Here is a 20,302-nt window from a genome sequence, read left to right as displayed (position 1 = left end):
AACCATGAGTTTGCTCAATATAGGGATGTCGGGGCTGAATGCCGCTCAAGGGTCGTTGTCGGTCGTGAGTAACAACATCGCGAACGTCAACACCTCGGGCTACTCGCGTCAGCAGACCACCCAGAACGCGGGCGCTTCGAACCCCTTTGATGGCGTATACATCGGCAGCGGCACCACCTTGGCGGATGTGCGCCGCGTTTATAATGATTTTCTCGACGCGGCCTACCAGAACAGCACCTCGCTCAACAGCGACGCCAAGGCTTACTCGGATCAGGTCAGCGCCGTCGACAAAACCCTGTCGGACAAGACTACTGGCATGTCCTCGGTGCTCAGCGCGTTTTTTGCTGCGGTACAGACGGCGGCGGCCACCCCCAGTGACGTGTCTGCCCGGCAAGTACTGCTGACCAGCGCGCAGACGTTGAGCAACCGCTTCAACTCGATCTCCACGCAGTTGAACCAGCAAAAAGACACGATCAACGGCCAGTTGAAGACCATGAGTGATCAGGTCAACCAACTGACGGCTTCCATCGCCTCGCTCAATAAGCAAATCACTCAGGCGCAGGGTTCGAGCAACACGTCGCCGGCCAGCCTGCTGGATGCGCGTACCGAAGCGGTGCGCTCACTCAACGAGCTGGTGGGCGTGACCGCCAGTGAAAAAAACGGTGTGTTCAGCGTCAGCACCGGCACCGGCCAGTCGCTGGTGCTCGGGGATCAGTCCAACACGATTTCCGCAGTGCCGAGTAAAAGCGACGGCAGCCTGAACACCATCCAGCTGAATGTGGGCGGCGGCACCGCCGTAGACCTCGGCAACGTACTCACCGGCGGCAGCATCGGCGGCCTGTTGCGTTATCGCAGCGACGCGTTGATGCCGGCCATCAATGACCTGGGCCGTATTGCGATTGCCACCGCCGACACGGTCAACAGTCAGTTGGGTCAGGGCCTGGACTTGAACGGCGACTTCGGTTCCTCGCTGTTCAACGACATCAACAGCGCAGCGGCCATCGCGCAGCGCAGCCAGGGCTCGGCGAGCAACAGCACCGGCGCAGGCAACCTGAACGTCACGATCAAAGACACCAGCAAGCTGTCGACCTACGACTACAAGGTCACCTTCACCAGCGCCAGCCAATACACCGTGCAGCGCTCCGACGGCAAGGCCATGGGCGCGTTCGACACCGCCACTACGCCGCCACCGGTGATGGACGGTTTTTCCCTGACCCTGGACGGCAACGGGCCAATCGCTGCGGGCGACAGCTTCAAGGTCAGCCCGACCGCGAATGGCGCCAGCAGCATCGGCACCGACCTTACCGATGCCAACAAACTCGGGTTTGCCGGGCCGTTGCTCGGTGAAAGCGGCAAGAGCAACCAGGGCACCGGCACGTTTACGCCGCCGACGCTGACCCTGCCGATCGACATCCACGGCGGTGCCGATACGGCCCAATTGCGCGCCGGGATCGAAAATTCGATGCCGGTAAAAATGGTCTTTGGCAAGCCAGCGGCGGATGGCACGCAGACCTACACGATCAGCGATGCACAGGGCGCCTCGATTGGCACTGGCAGCATCGTGCGCGGCCAAAGCAACAACATCAGTATCAGCGTACCGATGCGTGATGCCAGCGGCGCATTGGTCAGCCCGGCCAAGAGCTTCAGTTTTGATACCGCCGTCGGTGGCTCGCCGGCGGCAGACGACAGCACCAGTTTCTCGTTCAACGCGTCAGGCGTCTCCGATAACCGCAACGCTCAGCAACTGCTGAATTTGCAGACCAAGGCCACGGTCGGTCTGGCAGACGGCAGCGGCGGCGGGGTGAGCCTGGTGTCGGCGAACAGCCGCCTGGTGTCGACCGTGGGTGCCAAGGCCGCGGCGGCGATTACCGATACCACGGCGACCAACGCGGTGTTGACGGCCAACAAAACCGCGCGTAACTCGGTGTCGCAGGTCAACCTCGACGAAGAGGCGAGTAACATGATCAGGTTCCAGCAGTACTACACTGCGTCGTCTCAGATCATCAAAGCCGCGCAAGAAACCTTCAGCACGCTGATCAATAGTCTTTAAGGGAGTCTGGTGCGATGCGCATTTCTACACAGCAGTATTTCGAAACCAGTACCGCCAAGTATCAAGAGAACTATTCCAGCGTGGTGCAGGCCCAGGACCAGGCTTCGTCCGGCATTCGCGTGCAAACCGCTTCGGATGATCCGGTCGCGGCGGCACGTTTGCTGATGCTGCAACAGCAGAAAGACATGCTGGGGCAGTTCAACGGCAACATCACCAGCTTGAAAAACTCCCTGACCAACGAAGAAAGTGTGCTGAGCTCGATCAACGATGCACTGCAGCGCGCCAGTGAATTGGCGCTGCGCGCCGGTGGCTCGATCAGCGATGCGGACCGCACCTCGATTGCCAGCGAAGTCGGGGCCATTGAGAATCAGGTGTTTGGTTTGCTCAACAGCAAAGACTCCGCCGGCAATTATCTGTTCGCCGGGTCGAATACCCAAACCCCGCCCTACAGCCGCAACAACGACGGCACCTACAGTTATCAGGGCGATGAAACGCCGCTTAGCCTGCAGGTTTCCGACACGCTGAGGGTGAGTGCCGGTGATACCGGCAAGAGCATTCTCGAAGGCGCGGTGAATTCGAGCCGCACCCAGGCGGCAGTGATACCGCCGACGGTGAATGACGGCAAGGTGTCGATGTCTGCCGGGTTAGTGACGTCCGGCCCTGATTACACCAACAAATTTGCCGATGGCCAGCCTTACAAGCTGACCTTCACCAGCAGCACGCAATACACGGTGCTGGACAAGAACAACGTCGATGTCACCTCCGAGGTTGCCGGTAACGGTACGTTCGATTCGACCAAAGAAGGCAGCTCCAGTGTGAGCCTGCGCGGGGTCAAGTTTGATATCACCCTGAACCTCGGGGAAACTGCGCCGGGTGCCGACTCTGATGCGCTGGTCAAGGACCGTGCATTCAGCCTGCAAAGCAAGCCGGACACCTTCAGCGTGTCGCGTACGCCGAGCAACACCTCGACGGCGCAACTGACCGGCGCCAGCGTGACGAACCAGGCCGATTACGCCAGCACCTTCCCGAACAACAGCGGGGCGCTGATCAAATTTACCAGCGCAACGGCGTATCAGGTGTTCAGCCAGCCTTACAGCGCCAACAGCAAGGCGATTGCCAGTGGCGACACCGGTGGCGGTACCACCGTCACGGCGGCCGGGGTGACCTTTAATGTCAACGGTACGCCGCAGACCGGCGACCAATTTGCCGTCGGTGCAAGCACGCAGAAAACCCAAAATGCATTGGATACCCTGAGTCAGCTGCGCCACGCCCTGGAACAGCCGTCGGACGGTAACCCGACGGCGACCATCAAGCTCAAGGATGTCCTGGATGCGTCAGTCGGTAACCTGGCGAACTCGCGCTCCCAGGTCGACAACGTGCGTGGCTCCGTCGGTGCGCGGCAAAATGCGCTGGATATACAATCGAGTGAGAACACCAGCATCGGTTTGGCCAACACCACCACCATGAGTGACTTGGGCAACGTCGATACGGCGCAGGCGGCGATCAACCTCACGTTGCAGCAAACCATGCTGCAAGCCTCGCAACTGGCGTTTGTGAAAATCTCTCAGTTGAGCCTGTTCAACAAGATGTAATTGATCGGCGCCCAGCCAGCGGCTCACCTCGAACTGGGGTGGGCCGTTGTCGTTTTTGGCGTATGTGTAAGCATTGGTTTCGCACAAAGCGTACAAAATTGAGTGACCTGTGAGTCATACCGCGCATCTTCACTGTATCGTGTGAAAAGGATAGGTCGTCGCCAAGGTCTTTGTGGCGGCCTGCCGTCAGGCTAGAAAGGCGGTTTTCGACGGGTTTTTGCGGGGTTATCCCCTTTATTGTCAGCACCCCCGATATGCATCGCGGGGTGTTCTCCAGCTATTTAGTATTGGGAAGCCACAATGATTGGCATAAAAAGCATCGCCAGTTACGTGCCGGCAGACGGGATCGATAACTACGCCCAGGGTGCCAAATTCGCCAAGGATGAAGATTTCATCATTGGCAAGATCGGTTCGGCGTTCCTGCCGCGCAAGGATGCCACGCAGGAAACCTCCGATCTCTGCGTGGAGGCGGTGAATGCCTTGTTCGCCAACAACCCGCAGCTTAAGCGCGAGTCGATTGACGCGTTGATCGTGGTCACCCAAAACGGCGACGAAGAAGGGTTGCCGCATACCGCAGCCATCGTCCAGGACAAGCTCGGCCTGCCGACTCACGTAGCGGCCTTCGATATTTCTTTGGGCTGCTCGGGCTACGTCTACGGTATTTACGCGATGAAGGGCTTCATGGAAGCCACCGGCCTGAAAAACGGCCTGTTGGTCACCGCCGACCCGTATTCGAAGATCGTCGACCCGGAAGATCGCAACACCACCATGCTTTTTGGCGACGCCGCCACGGCCACCTGGATGGGCGAAGATGCGCCATGGTTGCTCGGCAAGTCGAAGTTCGGCACTGACGGTTCCGGCGCGCCGCACCTGAAGGTCAGTGACGGTGTGTTTTTCATGAACGGCCGCCAAGTGTTCAACTTCGCCTTGCTCAAGGTGCCGGCGCATTTACACGAGCTGCTCAACGAATCGCAGCTTAAGGCGGACGACATCGACGCATTCTGCATTCACCAAGGCAGTGCCGCGATTGTCGACGCGGTGGCCCGCCGGTTCGAAGACGCGCCCGTAGACAAGTTCATCAAGGACATGGTCGAAACCGGTAATACCGTGTCATCGAGCATTCCGCTGCTGCTGGAAAAGCACATGCTCGACTCTACGTGGAAGCGCGTAGCGATCAGTGGTTTCGGGGTGGGTTTGTCCTGGGGCTCGGCGATCCTCCACCGCCCGTGATGCCTTAAACACGCTCTACAAAAAAACGCCCATGGCCGAAAGGCCATGGGCGTTTTTTATTTGGCGTCAGAAAAACCAGGCGTTGCGCGGTTTTGCGGTGTTGCAAGGCCTTGAATTACAAGGGATGGCCTGTTGCTAGTAAAAAAAATCAAAAAAACCCTCAAGCAACCTGCTTTCACGACGATAACTATTACGAAGGTTCTCAGGCCACACCCGGCGGTTGCCAGGGCCGGAAGCCGCAGTACACAACCCACGAGGATTTCGTCATGGCTTTAACAGTAAACACCAACATTGCTTCCATCACTACCCAGGTTGCCCTGAACAAAGCTGCCAGCTCCCTGCAAACCTCCATGCAGAGTCTGTCCACTGGCGTGCAGATCAACAGTGCCAAAGACGGCGCGTCGGCTCTGCAACAAGGCGACCGTATCACCAGCCAAGTCAACGGCCTGGGCCAAGCGATCAAGAACGCCAACAATGGTACCTCCATTGCGCAAACCGCTGAAGGCGCAATGCAGGCTTCGACCGACATTCTGCAAAAAATGCGTACCCTGGCCCTGTCTTCGGCCACCGGTTCCTTGAGCGACGCCGACCGTACTTCGAACAATGACGAATACCAGGCGCTGACTTCGGAACTGACCCGTATCTCCCAGACCACCACCTTCGGCGGCCAAAAGCTGCTCGACGGTTCGTACGGTACCAAAGCCATTCAGGTCGGCGCTAACGCCAACGAAACCATCAACCTGAGCCTGGACAACGTTGCAGCCAACAACATTGGTTCGCAGCAGATCAAAAGCGTTGGTGTTGCACCTAGCACCACCGGTGTTGCGGGCGGCGTGATCGGCGTGACCGGCAACGGCCAGTCTGCCAGCATCACTGTAGCAGCAGGCGCTTCGGCCAAAACCATCGCCAGCCAACTGACCGGCGCTGTAGGTGGCCTGTCGGCTACCGCCAGCACTGAAGCTCAGTTCACCGTCGGCGCTGCCGCGGCGACTACCCCGGCTTCGTTCACCATGACCATTGGTGGCCAAGCCACCACGTTCACCGGCGTAACCAACACTGCCAACCTGGCTGACCAGTTGAAGTCCAACGCCGCCAAGCTCGGCATCAGCGTTAACTTCGACGAATCCAAAGGCACTCTGTCGGTTAAGTCCGATACGGGTGAGAACATTGGTTTCAGCGCTTCGACCGATGCTGGCTCGATCACTGTTGCGACCAAAGATGGCAAGGGCGCTTACGGTACTGCTGTTGCTGTGGCCGACGGCCTGATCGCCACCGGCGCAGTCAGCCTGGATTCCTCCAAAGGCTACTCGTTGAACGGCGCCGGCGTAACTGGCCTGTTCGCTGGCACTGGTGTAACTACCATTGCTTCGGCCAAGACCACCGTTGCTTCGACCGACGTGACCAGTGCCTTCAACGCACAGGCCGCTATCGCGGTAATCGACGGCGCTATCAGCGGCATCGACAGCAGCCGTTCGGGCCTGGGTGCTGTGCAGAACCGTCTGGCAACTACTGTAGACAACCTGACCAACATTCAGAAGAACTCCACCGCTGCACGTTCGACCATCATGGACACTGACTTCGCTGCTGCAACAGCTGAGCTGACCAAGCAACAAACCCTGCAGTCGGCTTCTACTGCGATCCTGTCGCAAGCCAACCAACTGCCATCCGCTGTACTGAAGCTGCTTCAGTAACAACGGCGCTGAGTAACGGACGGAAGGGCGCGTTTACGTGCCCTTTTCGTCTTTTCGGTTGTAGAGGAGATTGGACATGGACATGAGTGTAAAGCTGAACCAGTCTTATCCGCCGGTTGCCCCTCAAAGCGCAGCTGCCCCGGTGGTTGCTGATAAAGACAAAAGCAAAGTCGAGGCGGCCAAGCCTTCCCAGGGAGAGCCTGCACGGGCGGATCTGGAAAAAGCGGTCACCGACATGCGAGAATTCGTACAAGCGAACCAGCGTCAGCTGGATTTTTCGATTGATGACTCCACCCATCAGGTGGTCGTCAAAGTGATTGCCACTGACAGCGGTGAAGTTATTCGCCAGATCCCCTCAGAGACGGCCCTGAAGTTGGCACAGAACCTGGCGAGCGCCAGTCATATGTTGTTTGACGAACAGGCCTGAGTTGGCATGAAACGTGTTGCTGATTTGTCTTGAACGGGTGTTCGTCAAGATAACGGCAGCGCCTGATAAGGAGAAAGATGATGGCGGGTACAACCGTTACCGGTGTGGGTTCGGGTATCGATACCGTGTCGATTGTGAATTCCTTGGTGAATGCTGATAAAGCGCCCAAGCAGCTGCAAATCAACAGTCAGTCGCAAAAAGCGACCACCACGCTGTCGTCGATCGGCAAAATTCAGGCGGCATTGGACGCGTTTCGCGGTGCCCTTACCACGATGGGTACCGACAATAGCTTCAGTGGCTTGACCGGCACCTCGTCCAATGAGGCCGTGGCAACCATGACGGCCGGTGCCGGTGCGTCCAACGGCTCGTTCTCGCTGGTGGTCAATCAGTTGGCGACGCCCTCCAAGCTGTCGACTGTCAGTTTTGCGGCTGGCCAGACCACGGTTGTCAACAAAACGACTACAGCAACCACGCTGACCATGAGCCAGTCTGGCAAGAAGTACGACCTGAGCGTACCGCCTGGCGCGACGCTGCAGCAGGTACGTGACTCGATCAACTCGCAGTACTCCACCGCCGGGCTCAGTGCCAACATCCTGACCGACTCCAGCGGTTCGCGGCTGATCCTCACCTCGACAAACGGTGGTGTGGGTTCGGACATCACAATGTCGGGCAACTCCGGGATTGATACAGGCTATACGGTGGTCAGCCCGCCGCAGAACGCCAAGTACACGATTGACGGGATTGCTGCTGAGTCGAAGACGAACAACATCGCCGATGCGGTGAGTGGCATCAGCATCAAGTTGTTGACGGTGTCGCCTTTGATCACGCCTGCGCCTACCGATTCGAGTGCCCCGACGCGAACCGCCGTGAACATTTCCGTGAGCACCAGTACCACCGCCCTGAAGTCTGGGGTCAAGGGTTTTGTCGATACCTACAACGCTCTGCTCAAGGCGATGAACACCGAAACCGCTGTGACCAAGGATGCCACGGGTAACTCCGTAGCCGCGACGCTGACCGGTGATCCGACCCTGCGCACGTTGCAGTCGGCCCTGCGCAATGAGTTTAATGCGTTGTCCGGCAGCGGTACGCTGAAGTCGCTGGCGCAATTTGGCATCAGCACTGACCAGAGCACAGGCTTGCTGACCATCGACGATAAGAAGTGGGGCGCTGCGGTTCTGACCAATGCCGCTGACATCAACAGTATTTTCAGTGGCAAGACCGGTTTGTTGGCGCGCATGACGGCAGCAACGGATGACTATGCCAAGCCCAGTACCGGCATTTTTGCGACCCGTTCGGCGTCGCTGGCTGAAAGCCTCACAGACCTGAGCAAGCAGCAGTCTGCACTGGACGAACGCAGCGCGGCATTGCAGACCAGTTTGACCAGCAAGTACGCTTCGATGGACTCCCTGGTGGCGAGCCTGCGTCAACAGAGCAATAACATTCTTGGCACCCTCAACGCCTTGAACAATGACAAAAACAGCTGATTGAGCGCGTGTGAAAAAGCCCGGGCCTTTGGCCTGGGCTTTTTTTTGAGGTTCAAACCATTAAAGTTTTGTGCGATACCGTCGACATAAAGGTTACTAGAATCTTTTACGTTGTCGCCGGTCACGAGGTAGAAATATGAACGCCATGAGAGCCCTTCGCCAGTACCAAAAGGTCAATTCCCACGCCCAGATCTCTGAGGCCAGCCCGCATCGGCTGGTGCAGATGCTGATGGAAGGTGGGCTGGACCGCATGGCTCAGGCCAAAGGTGCACTGGCGCGTGGTGACATCGCGCAAAAAGGTTTGATGCTGGGCAAGGCCACCGACATCGTGATCGGCCTGCGCGACGGTCTCAACGCCGAAAAAAGCGACGATAAGGCGTATGTGCACCAGCTGGAAAACCTCTACGTGTACATGACCAACCGCTTGATGGAAGCTAATCTGCACAACGATGCCGACATGATCGACGAAGTCGCGCGTTTGATGATTACCGTTAAACAAGGTTGGGATGCTATCGCTACCCCCCAAGGCGCCGCACAATAATAAAGGCCGCAGGCCTTGAGGAACCCGTCATGAGCCACGCACTGCAACGCATTGATGAAACCCGTGAAGCGCTGATTGGCGCGCTTGCGCAACGCAACTGGGACGCTATCGGCGAACTGGACCTGGGCTGCCGCAACGTGATCGAAGACGTGCTCAGCGAAGCGCCGGTAGACGAGGGTGCGCTGCGCGAGAAGCTGGAAAGTTTGCTGGCGGTGTATCAGCAACTGCTGGAAGTGACGACGGGCGAGCGCCAGGCGATTTTCGAAGAGATGTCGCAGATCAACCAAGCGAAAAGTGCGTCAAAGGTTTACCATCTGTTCGGCTGAACGGGCACGGTTAAACCGATCGGCGCGTCATATATTTGACTATGCCAGCGTTTTTGACTTAACTAGTGTTGTTTTCAGATTTCAGGCGTCTATAGAGTAAGAAGTCCTACAGCCGTCTCGATTGCCCTGACACCGGGCAGGAAGTTTTACTAGGGAAGTTGCTATTGCATGTGGCGTGAAACCAAAATTCTGCTGATCGATGACGATAGCGTCCGCCGCCGTGATTTAGCGGTGATTTTGAATTTTCTTGGCGAAGAAAATTTGCCCTGCGGCAGTCAGGACTGGCAGCAGGCTGTCAGCTCGTTGTCATCGAGCCGTGAAGTCATTTGTGTACTGATCGGGACGGTAAACGCTCCTGGCGCCGTTTTGGGCTTGTTAAAGACACTGTCAACCTGGGATGAGTTCCTTCCCGTGTTGCTAATGGGCGATATTTCTTCTGTCGACCTGCCGGAAGACCAGCGCCGTCGTGTGCTTTCCACCCTGGAAATGCCGCCCAGCTACAGCAAATTGCTCGACTCCCTGCACCGTGCCCAGGTGTACCGCGAGATGTACGACCAGGCCCGTGAGCGTGGCCGCCACCGCGAACCCAATTTGTTCCGCAGCCTCGTCGGCACCAGCCGTGCGATCCAGCACGTGCGTCAGATGATGCAGCAAGTGGCCGATACCGACGCCAGCGTGCTGATCCTCGGCGAATCCGGCACCGGCAAGGAAGTGGTCGCGCGCAACCTGCATTATCACTCCAAGCGTCGCGACGGGCCGTTTGTGCCGGTCAACTGCGGGGCGATCCCGGCAGAGCTGCTCGAAAGTGAACTGTTCGGCCACGAGAAGGGCGCCTTTACCGGCGCGATCACCAGCCGTGCCGGGCGTTTTGAGCTGGCCAACGGCGGCACGCTGTTCCTCGACGAAATCGGCGACATGCCGCTGCCGATGCAGGTCAAATTACTGCGCGTGTTGCAGGAACGCACGTTTGAGCGCGTGGGCAGCAACAAGACCCAGAGCGTCGACGTGCGCATCATCGCGGCCACGCACAAGAACCTCGAAAGCATGATCGAGGTGGGCAGCTTCCGCGAAGACTTGTACTACCGCCTCAACGTATTCCCTATCGAGATGGCCCCGCTGCGTGAGCGCGTCGAAGACATCCCATTGCTGATGAACGAATTGATTTCGCGCATGGAACACGAAAAGCGCGGTTCTATTCGCTTCAACTCCGCCGCCATCATGTCCCTGTGCCGTCACGGCTGGCCGGGCAACGTGCGAGAACTGGCCAACCTGGTGGAGCGCATGGCGATCATGCACCCGTACGGGGTGATCGGCGTGGTCGAGTTGCCGAAGAAATTCCGCTACGTCGACGACGAAGACGAGCAATTGGTCGACAGCCTGCGCAGTGACCTGGAAGAGCGCGTGGCGATTAACGGCAATACGCCGGACTTTGGTTCAACCGCCATGCTGCCGCCCGAAGGCCTGGACTTGAAAGACTACCTCGGTAGCCTCGAACAAGGCCTGATTCAGCAGGCGCTGGACGATGCCAACGGTATCGTTGCGCGTGCCGCCGAGCGCCTGCGCATCCGTCGAACCACGCTGGTTGAGAAGATGCGCAAGTACGGTATGAGCCGTCGCGAAGGTGATGAACAGGCGGATGATTGACGCCTGTTTTTCAACTGACTGAAATATAAGCCGTTTTTTTTAGGCACGGGTATTGCTACAGCCCTCGTAACGTTCCGTTTAACTGACGGTCAGCCAAGCGAGAAGCATGATGCCCCACGCCGCCCATCTATCTTCGGCCCCTGATATTTTGGGGCCTGTTCCGACTGTAGAGCAGCTCAGCCCGCATGGCCTTGAGCAGGCGTTCTCGCAGTTCAACCAAATCTCCAGCCAACTGACTGACTCCTACAGCTTGCTTGAAGCCCGGGTTTGCGAGCTTAAAGGCGAGCTGGCGGTGGTCAGTGCGCAGCGCATGCAAGAGCTGGCCGAGAAAGAGCGCCTGGCCAACCGTCTACAAAACCTGCTCGACCTGTTGCCCGGTGGCGTCATTGTGATTGATGAAATGGGCCGGGTTCGCGAAGCCAACCCGGCCGCCCGCGACTTGCTCGGCGAGCCGCTTGAAGGTCAGCTGTGGCGCCACGTGATCACGCGTTGCTTTGCGCCGCGCGAGGACGACGGGCACGAGATCTCGCTCAAGGACGGCCGCCGTCTGTCGATCGCCACCCGTTCCCTCGACGCCGAGCCCGGCCAACTGGTGCTGCTCAACGACCTGACGGAAACCCGCCACCTGCAAGACCAATTGGCGCGGCATGAACGCTTGTCGTCGTTAGGCCGGATGGTCGCTTCTTTGGCGCATCAGATTCGTACGCCGTTGTCGGCGGCATTGATTTACGCCAGTCATTTGACTGACGAGCAATTGCCGGCGGCAACGCACCAGCGCTTTGCCGGTCGCCTCAAAGAGCGCTTGCATGAGTTGGAGCACCAGGTGCGTGACATGCTGGTGTTTGCCCGCGGCGAATTGCCGCTGACAGACCGCATCACTCCGGCTGAGCTGATGCAGGCGCTGCAAGCAGCGGCGGCCACGCATATCCAGGACGTTAACGTGCGCTGGCAGTGCGACAGCCACCTCGGCGAACTGCTGTGCAACCGCGACACGCTGGTCGGCGCGTTGCTCAACCTGATTGAAAACGCCACCCAGGCCAGCGGGCCCGGCGCGCGACTCAAGGTGCATGTCTACCGCCGCGAGCACACCCTGCGCCTGTGCATCAGCGACAGCGGCAGCGGCATCGAGCCTGCGGTGCTGCGGCGCTTGGGCGAACCGTTTTTCACCACCAAAACCAACGGTACTGGCCTGGGCCTGACCGTGGTCAAGGCGGTGGCGCGTGCGCATCAGGGAGAATTGCAACTGCATTCCCGGTTGGGGCGTGGCACCTGTGCATTGATGACCTTGCCGCTGTTTTCTGGCGCGGCGAGCGCGGAGTAAAAGATACATGGCTATCAAGGTTTTGTTGGTGGAAGACGATCGCGCCCTGCGTGAAGCATTGGCTGACACGCTGCTGTTGGCGGGCCATGACTACCGCGCGGTCGGTTCTGCCGAGGAGGCCCTGGAAGCGGTTGAGCAAGAGCCTTTCAGCCTGGTCGTCAGTGACGTGAACATGCCCGGCATGGATGGCCACCAGTTACTCGGCCTGCTGCGTGCGCGTCAGCCGCAACTGCCGGTGTTGCTGATGACCGCGCATGGCGCCGTGGAGCGGGCGGTGGACGCCATGCGCCAGGGTGCGGCGGATTACCTGGTTAAACCGTTCGAACCCAAAGCCTTGATCGAACTGGTTGCCCGGCACGCCCTCGGCGTGGTTTCGGCGGCCGATGGCGAAGGCCCGATTGCCTTCGAAAAGGCCAGCGCACAATTGCTCGAACTGGCGGCCCGCGTGGCGCGCAGCGATTCCACTGTGCTGATTTCCGGCGAGTCGGGCACCGGTAAAGAAGTGCTGGCGCGGTATATCCACCAGCAATCGAACCGCGCCAAACAACCGTTTATCGCCATTAACTGCGCGGCGATCCCCGACAACATGCTGGAAGCCACCTTGTTCGGCCACGAAAAAGGCTCGTTTACCGGCGCCATCGCGGCTCAAGCGGGCAAGTTCGAACAGGCGGACGGCGGGACTATCCTGCTCGACGAAATCTCTGAAATGCCGCTGGGCCTGCAAGCCAAGTTGCTGCGGGTGTTGCAGGAGCGCGAAGTCGAGCGCGTGGGTGCGCGCAAGCCGATCCAGCTGGATATTCGCGTGGTCGCCACCACCAACCGCGACCTGGCAGGCGAAGTGGCGGCGGGGCGCTTTCGTGAGGACTTGTTCTACCGGCTCTCGGTGTTTCCGCTGGCCTGGCGGCCCTTGCGCGAGCGCCCGGCAGACATTATTCCGCTGGCCGAGCGCCTGCTGAACAACCACGTCAAAAAAATGAAGCATGCCCAGGCGCGGCTGTCGGCCGAGGCTCAAGCGTGCCTGATCAGCTATCCGTGGCCGGGCAATGTGCGCGAACTGGATAACGCCATCCAGCGTGCGCTCATATTGCAACAGGGTGGGCTGATTCAGCCTCAAGACTTCTGCCTGGCCATGGGCAATGGCGCTGCACCGTTGCCGAGCCTGGCGCCGGCGCCCGTGGTGGTCACGGAGGCCGAGTCCGGCGGTGCCTTGGGCGACGATCTGCGGCGCCGAGAATTCCAGATGATCATCGACACCCTGCGTGCAGAGCGCGGACGCCGCAAAGAAGCCGCCGAACGCCTGGGCATCAGCCCGCGCACCCTGCGCTACAAGCTGGCGCAGATGCGCGACGCTGGAATGGACGTGGAAGCGTACCTTTTCGCAACCTGACCAGTAACAACGCCGATAAGGTTTGTCGCCTTTTCTTACGAGTTGCTACAGAGCTGGCACCCTTGTTGCTACCTCCCTTAGTAATCGCTGCGTAGTGTCAAAAAATTGCAGGTCGTCGGAGAGAAAAGGTCATGAGCCAAGGTATTGAGTTCAATCGGTTAATGTTGGATATGCGCTCCATGCAAATGGATGCCATGGCTCAACCGAAATCCGTCGCGCCAGCGCCAGCGTTGGGCCAAAGCAGTTTTGCCGACATGCTCGGTCAGGCCGTCAATAAGGTCAGTGAGACCCAGCAAGCCTCGAATCAGCTGTCGACCGCCTTTGAAATCGGTAAAAGCGGCGTGGACCTCACCGACGTGATGGTCGCGTCGCAAAAGGCCAGCGTTTCTTTTCAAGCCCTGACCCAAGTGCGTAACAAGCTGGTTCAGGCGTATCAAGACATCATGCAGATGCCGGTTTAAGGACGAGATTTAAGTCATGGCAGAAGCAGTCGTGGATAACCCTCCCGCCAAAGCAGACGGCAAGCCGCCGCTGTTTGGGCTGTCGTTCCTGGAAAACCTTTCCGAAATGACCATGTTGCGTCAGGTCGGCCTTATGGTCGGCCTGGCTGCCAGCGTGGCGATTGGTTTTGCCGTGGTGCTGTGGTCGCAGCAACCTGATTACCGCCCACTGTATGGCAGCCTGGCGGGCATGGATTCCAAGCAGATCATGGAAACCCTCGCCGCCGCCGACATCGCCTACACCGTGGAGCCTAACTCCGGTGCGTTGCTGGTCAAGGCCGACGACGTGGCACGTGCGCGGATGAAACTCGCCGCCGCCGGCGTGACGCCGTCCGACAGCAATATCGGTTTTGAAATTCTCGACAAGGACCAGGGGCTAGGCACCAGCCAGTTCATGGAAGCCACGCGCTATCGTCGTGGCCTGGAAGGCGAACTGGCGCGCACTATTTCGAGCCTGAACAACGTCAAGGGCGCCCGCGTGCACTTGGCGATTCCGAAAAGCTCGGTGTTCGTGCGTGATGAACGCAAGCCAAGTGCCTCGGTGTTGGTCGAACTGTTCTCCGGCCGCTCGTTGGAGCCTGGCCAGGTGTTGGCGATCATCAACCTGGTGGCCACCAGCGTTCCCGAGTTGAGCAAGTCGCAAATCACCGTGGTCGACCAGAAGGGCAACCTGCTCTCGGACATGGCCGAAAACTCGGCACTGACCCAGGCCGGCAAGCAGTTCGATTACAGCCGCCGCATGGAAAGCATGCTCACCCAACGTGTGCACAACATTCTGCAGCCGGTATTGGGCAACGACCGCTACAAAGCTGAAGTGTCTGCCGACGTGGATTTCAGCGCCGTCGAGTCAACGTCCGAGCAGTTCAACCCGGACCAGCCAGCCCTGCGCAGCGAACAGTCGACCAGCGAACAGCGCACTGCCAGCAGTGGCCCGCAAGGCGTACCGGGTGCGTTGAGCAACCAGCCGCCAGCGCCGGCCACCGCCCCGCAAACCACCGGTGGCGCCGCCGCGACCGCAGGTGCTATCGCCGCCGGCCAGCCATTGCTCGATGCCAACGGCCAGCAGATCATGGACCCGGCCACCGGCCAGCCGATGCTCGCGCCGTACCCGGCAGACAAGCGTAACCAGTCGACCAAGAACTTCGAACTCGACCGTTCCATCAGCCACACCAAGCAACAACAGGGCCGTATCAATCGCCTGTCGGTGTCGGTGGTGGTCGATGACCAGGTCAAGGTCAACGCCGCTGACGGTGCTGTCACCCGTGCGCCATGGACCGCCGACGAATTGGCGCGCTTCACGCGCCTGGTGCAGGACGCGGTCGGTTTTGACGCCAGCCGTGGCGACAGCGTCAGCGTGATCAACATGCCGTTCTCGGCTGAGCGTGGTGAAGTGATCGCCGAAGCGGCGTTCTACACGCAGCCGTGGTTCTGGGACATCGTCAAGCAAGTTTTGGGTGTATTGTTTATTTTGGTGCTGGTGTTCGGCGTGCTGCGCCCGGTGCTCAACAACATCACCGGCAACGGCAAAAAGCAGCTTGCACTGGCAGGCAGCGACGTGGAGTTGGGTGGCATGGGCGGCCTGGATGGCGAATTGGCCAACGACCGTGTCAGCCTCGGTGGCCCGCAAAGCATTTTGTTGCCTAGCCCGAGCGAAGGTTACGACGCTCAGTTGAACGCAATCAAAAGTCTGGTGGCAGAAGACCCGGGCCGTGTGGCTCAGGTCGTGAAAGAGTGGATTAACGCAGATGAGTGATAGTCGAGCCGCTGTTGCCAAACTCACCAAGGTCGATAAAGCCGCAGTATTGCTGCTGTCCCTGGGTGAAACCGACGCCGCACAAGTGCTGCGCCACATGGGCCCCAAAGAGGTTCAGCGAGTGGGTGTGGCCATGGCGCAAATGCGCAATGTGCACCGCGAGCAAGTCGAACAGGTGATGAGCGAGTTCGTCGAGATCGTCGGCGACCAGACCAGCCTGGGTGTCGGCTCCGACAGCTATATCCGTAAAATGCTGACGTCTGCGTTGGGCGAAGACAAAGCCAACGGCCTGATCGACCGCATCCTGCTGGGTGGCAACACCAGCGGCCTCGACAGCCTGAAATGGATGGAGCCGCGCGCCGTGGCGGACGTGATCCGCTACGAGCACCCGCAGATCCAGGCCATCGTGGTGGCCTACCTCGACCCTGACCAGGCGGGCGAAGTACTTGGCCATTTCGACCATAAAGTGCGCCTCGACATCATCCTGCGCGTGTCGTCGCTGAACACCGTGCAGCCAGCGGCCCTGAAAGAACTCAACACGATTCTCGAGAAGCAGTTCTCGGGCAACTCGAATGCCTCGCGTACCACCTTGGGCGGTATCAAGCGCGCGGCCGACATCATGAACTTCCTCGACAGCTCGGTCGAAGGCCAACTGATGGACTCGATCCGCGAGATCGACGACACGCTGTCCGGCCAGATCGAAGACCTCATGTTCGTGTTCAACAACCTCTCCGATGTCGACGACCGTGGCATTCAGGCATTGCTGCGCGAAGTCTCCTCGGATGTGCTGGTACTCGCACTCAAGGGCTCCGACGAAGGCGTCAAAGAGAAGATCTTCAAGAACATGTCCAAGCGTGCTTCCGAACTGTTGCGCGACGACCTGGAGGCCAAAGGCCCGGTGCGTGTCAGCGACGTGGAAACCGCCCAGAAGGAAATCCTCACGATTGCCCGCCGTATGGCCGAAGCCGGAGAAATCGTTCTCGGCGGGAAGGGCGGCGAAGAAATGATTTAAGGCGCTGCGCATGTCGAGCAAAGATGAGGCACCCAGCGACCTGATTCGTGCGCGGGATGTCGGCGGGTTCGACGTTTGGTCGTTGCCCAGTTTCGATCCGCACCAACCCGAACCCGAGCCTGAACCGGTTGAAGAGCCGCCTGCGGAAATGGAAGAAGTGCCGCTGGACGAAGTCCAGCCACTGACCCTGGAAGAGTTGGAAAGCATCCGCCAGGAGGCCTACAACGAAGGCTTTACGGCGGGTGAAAAAGACGGTTTTCGCAGCACCACGCTCAAGGTCCGCCAGGAAGCCGAGGTTGCGTTGAGCGTCAAGCTGGCCAGCCTGGAGCGCCTGATGGGCAGTTTGTTCGAGCCGATTGCCGAGCAGGATTCGACCATTGAAAAAGCCATGGTCGGGCTGGTCGAGCACATTACCCGCCAGGTCATTCAGCGCGAACTGGTGCTTGATTCCAGCCAAATCGAAAGCGTGATGCGCGAAGCCCTCAAGCTATTGCCGCTGGGCGTCGGCAATGTGCGGTTGTACATCAACCCGCAGGACTTCGAACAGGTCAAAGCCCTGCGCGAGCGCCATGAAGAAACCTGGCGGATTGTCGAAGACGCGTCGCTGCAGCCCGGTGGTTGCCGCGTCGAGACCGAACACAGCCGCATCGATGCGACCGTTGAAACGCGCATCACCCAGATCATGGCCAAGCTGCTCGACCAACAGCACGAGCAGGCCCTTAACCCCACCGAACCCGACCTGAGCGTTGACCTGGACGCCACCGATGCGCCTTGACCGCACCAGCTTCGCCAAGCGCCTGAGCAGCTACGCCGAGGCCACCGTGTTGCCCGGCCAGCCGATCCTTGAAGGGCGCCTGTTGCGCATGGTTGGCCTGACCCTCGAAGCCGAAGGGCTGCGCGCCGCGATGGGCAGCCGTTGCATGGTGATCAACGACGACAGCTACCACCCGATGCAGGTCGAAGCTGAAGTGATGGGCTTTTCCGGCAGCAAGATTTTCCTGATGCCGGTCGGCAGCCTGGCGGGCATTGCGCCCGGCGCCCGCGTGGTGCCGTTGGCCGACACCGGCCGCCTGCCCATGGGCATGAGCATGCTTGGCCGCGTGTTGGACGGTGCCGGGCGCGCGTTGGACGGCAAGGGCAGCATGAAAGCCGAAGATTGGGTGCCGATGGACGGCCCGACCATCAACCCGCTTAAACGTAACCCCATCAGCCAGCCGCTGGACGTGGGTATTCGCAGCATCAACGGATTATTGACGGTCGGCCGCGGCCAGCGTCTGGGCCTGTTCGCCGGTACTGGCGTGGGTAAATCGGTGTTGCTTGGCATGATGACGCGCTTTACCGAAGCCGACATCATCGTGGTCGGGCTGATCGGTGAACGGGGCCGCGAGGTCAAGGAGTTCATCGAGCACAGCCTCGGCGAAGAAGGCCTCAAACGCTCGGTGGTGGTGGCCTCGCCAGCCGATGATGCGCCGCTGATGCGGTTGCGCGCTGCGATGTACTGCACGCGCATTGCCGAATATTTTCGCGACAAGGGCAAGAATGTCCTGTTGCTGATGGATTCGCTCACACGTTTCGCCCAGGCCCAGCGGGAAATCGCCCTGGCCATCGGCGAGCCACCCGCCACCAAAGGCTACCCGCCATCGGTGTTTGCCAAGCTGCCCAAGCTGGTCGAGCGCGCCGGTAACGCCGAGGCGGGCGGTGGTTCGATCACCGCGTTTTATACGGTGTTGTCCGAAGGCGATGACCAGCAAGACCCGATTGCCGACTCGGCGCGTGGCGTACTCGACGGGCACATCGTGCTGTCGCGGCGCCTGGCTGAAGAGGGGCACTACCCGGCCATCGACATCGAAGCGTCGATCAGCCGGGTGATGCCGGCGGTGGTCACGCCGGAACACATGGCCCGGGCGCAGCAATTCAAGCAGTTGTGGTCGCGTTATCAACAGAGCCGCGACCTGATCAGCGTTGGCGCCTACGTGGCAGGCGGCGACCGTGAGACTGACCTGGCGATTGCCTTGCAGCCGCAATTGGTGACCTATCTGCGCCAAGGGCTCAACGATAAAATCAGCATGGGCGAAAGCGAAGCGCACTTGGGTTCGATCTTCGCCCCGGCGCCAGGCGGTTAAGGTATGGCCAGTACCCGTGCGTCGCGCTTGGCTCCGGTGGTGGACATGGCCGAGAAAGCCGAGAAAGCTGCGGTTCAGCGGCTGGGTTACTTTCAGGGCCAGGTACGCTTGGCGGAAAGCAAGCTCGGCGACCTGGAGCGCTTTCGCGGTGAGTACCAGCAACAGTGGATCGACCGTGGCAGCAAGGGCGTGTCGGGCCAGTGGCTGATGGGTTACCAGGGCTTTCTCAACCAGCTGGAAACCGCCGTCGGCCAACAGCGCCAGAGCCTGGCCTGGCACCAGAACAACCTCGATAAAGCGCGTGAGGGCTGGCAACAGGCGTTCGCCCGGGTCGAGGGTTTGCGCAAACTGGTGCAGCGCTATATCGACGAAGCCCGGGCGATTGAAGACAAGCGCGAGCAAAAGCTGCTGGATGAGTTGTCGCAACGTTTGCCTCGCCAAGAGCAGTTTTAGCCAAAGCCGCGGATCGGCTTTTGCTTTTTGTGGGAGCGGGCTTGTTTGCGATTGGGTTTGAGTGCATATCCGTTATTGAGGTTATGGCTTATATCGGTTCCGCTCTTACAGCGGGTCACTTTTGAAAAGCGCAAAAGTAACCAAAACGCTCTTGCCCCACCACTCGGTGCCTCGCTGTGGCTCGGCATGCCCTCACTCCGATATTCCGAAGCGGGCCGCCGCGCCGGGGCGTCCCTGCCCCGTCGCGGCTAAACCGGCGTCCTGCCGGTTTACCCGCTCCGTAATATCTGCGTTCGGCCATCGTGGTTTAACGGGGCGCTTCTCAGATCAAGATCACAAAGATCACAATCAAAAGCAGGCGGCCTGAAAGCCGACCCAATCTCCCAAGCAGAATGTGGTCAAATGTGGGAGATTCCATGGATGAAAAAGCAGGACGCAGAGCGTCCTTAGCGGCATTACCACGCAGAGCGTGGGAACGATCATCTCAGCCGGAGGCCCGAAAGCCGACCCAATCTCTCAAGCAGAATCTGGTCAAACTGTGGGAGGGGGCTTGCTCCCGATGGCGGTGTGTCAGATAAATATTTTTCAACTGACACACTGCAATCGGGAGCAAGCCCCCTCCCACAAAAAGCACAAAAAGCACAAAAAGCACAAAAAGCACAAAAAGCAAAAAAAAGCAGATCTGCTGTGTACTCAAGACCCGCCTTTGACCTGCTTCTGATCTGCTTCAACCACTCAGGTCGGCTTTCAGGCCGCCGTGCTCTTGCT

Annotated in this window: 18 protein-coding genes; all 18 read left to right on the top strand. The window is 59.4% G+C overall.

Going from position 1 to position 20,302, the window contains the following annotated elements:
- Nucleotides 1-4: 4 nt before the first annotated feature.
- Nucleotides 5-2,050: a flagellar hook-associated protein FlgK gene (gene flgK, locus AO240_RS26120; RefSeq protein ID WP_099240407.1), complete on the top strand. Its 2,046-nt coding sequence runs from the start codon at nucleotides 5-7 to the stop codon at nucleotides 2,048-2,050.
- Between the two features lie 14 nt (nucleotides 2,051-2,064).
- Nucleotides 2,065-3,642, top strand: a complete 1,578-nt coding sequence (locus AO240_RS26115; protein WP_099240404.1) for a flagellar hook-associated protein 3 — start codon at nucleotides 2,065-2,067, stop codon at nucleotides 3,640-3,642.
- A 300-nt stretch (nucleotides 3,643-3,942) separates the two neighbouring features.
- The gene (locus AO240_RS26110) at nucleotides 3,943-4,872 is read left to right on the top strand and encodes a ketoacyl-ACP synthase III (RefSeq protein WP_099240401.1); all 930 of its coding nucleotides are present in this window, start codon (nucleotides 3,943-3,945) and stop codon (nucleotides 4,870-4,872) included.
- Nucleotides 4,873-5,138: 266 nt separating this feature from the next.
- Complete coding sequence (locus tag AO240_RS26105; RefSeq protein WP_099240399.1) at nucleotides 5,139-6,563, top strand: flagellin; 1,425 nt, start codon at nucleotides 5,139-5,141, stop codon at nucleotides 6,561-6,563.
- 76 nt (nucleotides 6,564-6,639) lie between these two features.
- Entirely contained in the window at nucleotides 6,640-6,990 is a 351-nt protein-coding gene (locus AO240_RS26100; protein WP_099240396.1) for a flagellar protein FlaG, read from the top strand.
- An 80-nt stretch (nucleotides 6,991-7,070) separates the two neighbouring features.
- Complete coding sequence (gene fliD / locus AO240_RS26095) at nucleotides 7,071-8,474, top strand: flagellar filament capping protein FliD (protein WP_099240393.1); 1,404 nt, start codon at nucleotides 7,071-7,073, stop codon at nucleotides 8,472-8,474.
- A gap of 136 nt (nucleotides 8,475-8,610) precedes the next feature.
- Complete coding sequence (fliS, locus tag AO240_RS26090) at nucleotides 8,611-9,015, top strand: flagellar export chaperone FliS (protein WP_099240390.1); 405 nt, start codon at nucleotides 8,611-8,613, stop codon at nucleotides 9,013-9,015.
- 29 nt (nucleotides 9,016-9,044) lie between these two features.
- A complete protein-coding gene (locus tag AO240_RS26085; RefSeq protein WP_058413199.1) occupies nucleotides 9,045-9,341 on the top strand; it encodes a flagellar protein FliT in 297 nt (98 codons plus the stop codon).
- Between the two features lie 168 nt (nucleotides 9,342-9,509).
- Nucleotides 9,510-10,985, top strand: a complete 1,476-nt coding sequence (locus AO240_RS26080) for a sigma-54 dependent transcriptional regulator (protein ID WP_058413198.1) — start codon at nucleotides 9,510-9,512, stop codon at nucleotides 10,983-10,985.
- Between the two features lie 109 nt (nucleotides 10,986-11,094).
- Nucleotides 11,095-12,306 (top strand): PAS domain-containing sensor histidine kinase, encoded by a 1,212-nt coding sequence (locus AO240_RS26075; protein WP_099240804.1) that lies wholly within the window; start codon nucleotides 11,095-11,097, stop codon nucleotides 12,304-12,306.
- Nucleotides 12,307-12,313: 7 nt separating this feature from the next.
- On the top strand, nucleotides 12,314-13,693 hold the full coding sequence (locus tag AO240_RS26070; protein ID WP_099240388.1) for a sigma-54 dependent transcriptional regulator: 1,380 nt from the start codon (nucleotides 12,314-12,316) through the stop codon (nucleotides 13,691-13,693).
- 131 nt (nucleotides 13,694-13,824) lie between these two features.
- The gene (gene fliE / locus AO240_RS26065; RefSeq protein ID WP_099240385.1) at nucleotides 13,825-14,154 is read left to right on the top strand and encodes a flagellar hook-basal body complex protein FliE; all 330 of its coding nucleotides are present in this window, start codon (nucleotides 13,825-13,827) and stop codon (nucleotides 14,152-14,154) included.
- Between the two features lie 16 nt (nucleotides 14,155-14,170).
- Nucleotides 14,171-15,946, top strand: coding sequence for a flagellar basal-body MS-ring/collar protein FliF (fliF, locus tag AO240_RS26060; protein ID WP_058413195.1), 1,776 nt, complete (start codon nucleotides 14,171-14,173; stop codon nucleotides 15,944-15,946).
- Complete coding sequence (gene fliG / locus AO240_RS26055; protein ID WP_048720872.1) at nucleotides 15,939-16,958, top strand: flagellar motor switch protein FliG; 1,020 nt, start codon at nucleotides 15,939-15,941, stop codon at nucleotides 16,956-16,958. The genes fliF and fliG overlap by 8 nt, the downstream gene beginning before the upstream one ends.
- A gap of 10 nt (nucleotides 16,959-16,968) precedes the next feature.
- On the top strand, nucleotides 16,969-17,733 hold the full coding sequence (fliH, locus tag AO240_RS26050) for a flagellar assembly protein FliH (RefSeq protein ID WP_099240382.1): 765 nt from the start codon (nucleotides 16,969-16,971) through the stop codon (nucleotides 17,731-17,733).
- Nucleotides 17,723-19,081 (top strand): flagellar protein export ATPase FliI, encoded by a 1,359-nt coding sequence (fliI, locus tag AO240_RS26045; RefSeq protein WP_058413193.1) that lies wholly within the window; start codon nucleotides 17,723-17,725, stop codon nucleotides 19,079-19,081. Before fliH ends, fliI begins: the two co-directional genes overlap by 11 nt.
- Before the next feature lie 3 nt (nucleotides 19,082-19,084).
- Entirely contained in the window at nucleotides 19,085-19,534 is a 450-nt protein-coding gene (fliJ, locus tag AO240_RS26040) for a flagellar export protein FliJ (protein ID WP_058413192.1), read from the top strand.
- A 567-nt stretch (nucleotides 19,535-20,101) separates the two neighbouring features.
- Nucleotides 20,102-20,302: hypothetical protein (locus tag AO240_RS28780; protein WP_218244404.1), on the top strand; the 201-nt coding region annotated here is incomplete at its 3' end.

Origin of the sequence: Pseudomonas sp. ICMP 460 (assembly GCF_002723595.1) — a bacterium.
Lineage (GTDB): Bacteria > Pseudomonadota > Gammaproteobacteria > Pseudomonadales > Pseudomonadaceae > Aquipseudomonas > Aquipseudomonas kitaguniensis.
This window is presented reverse-complemented; position numbering and strand designations above follow the sequence as displayed.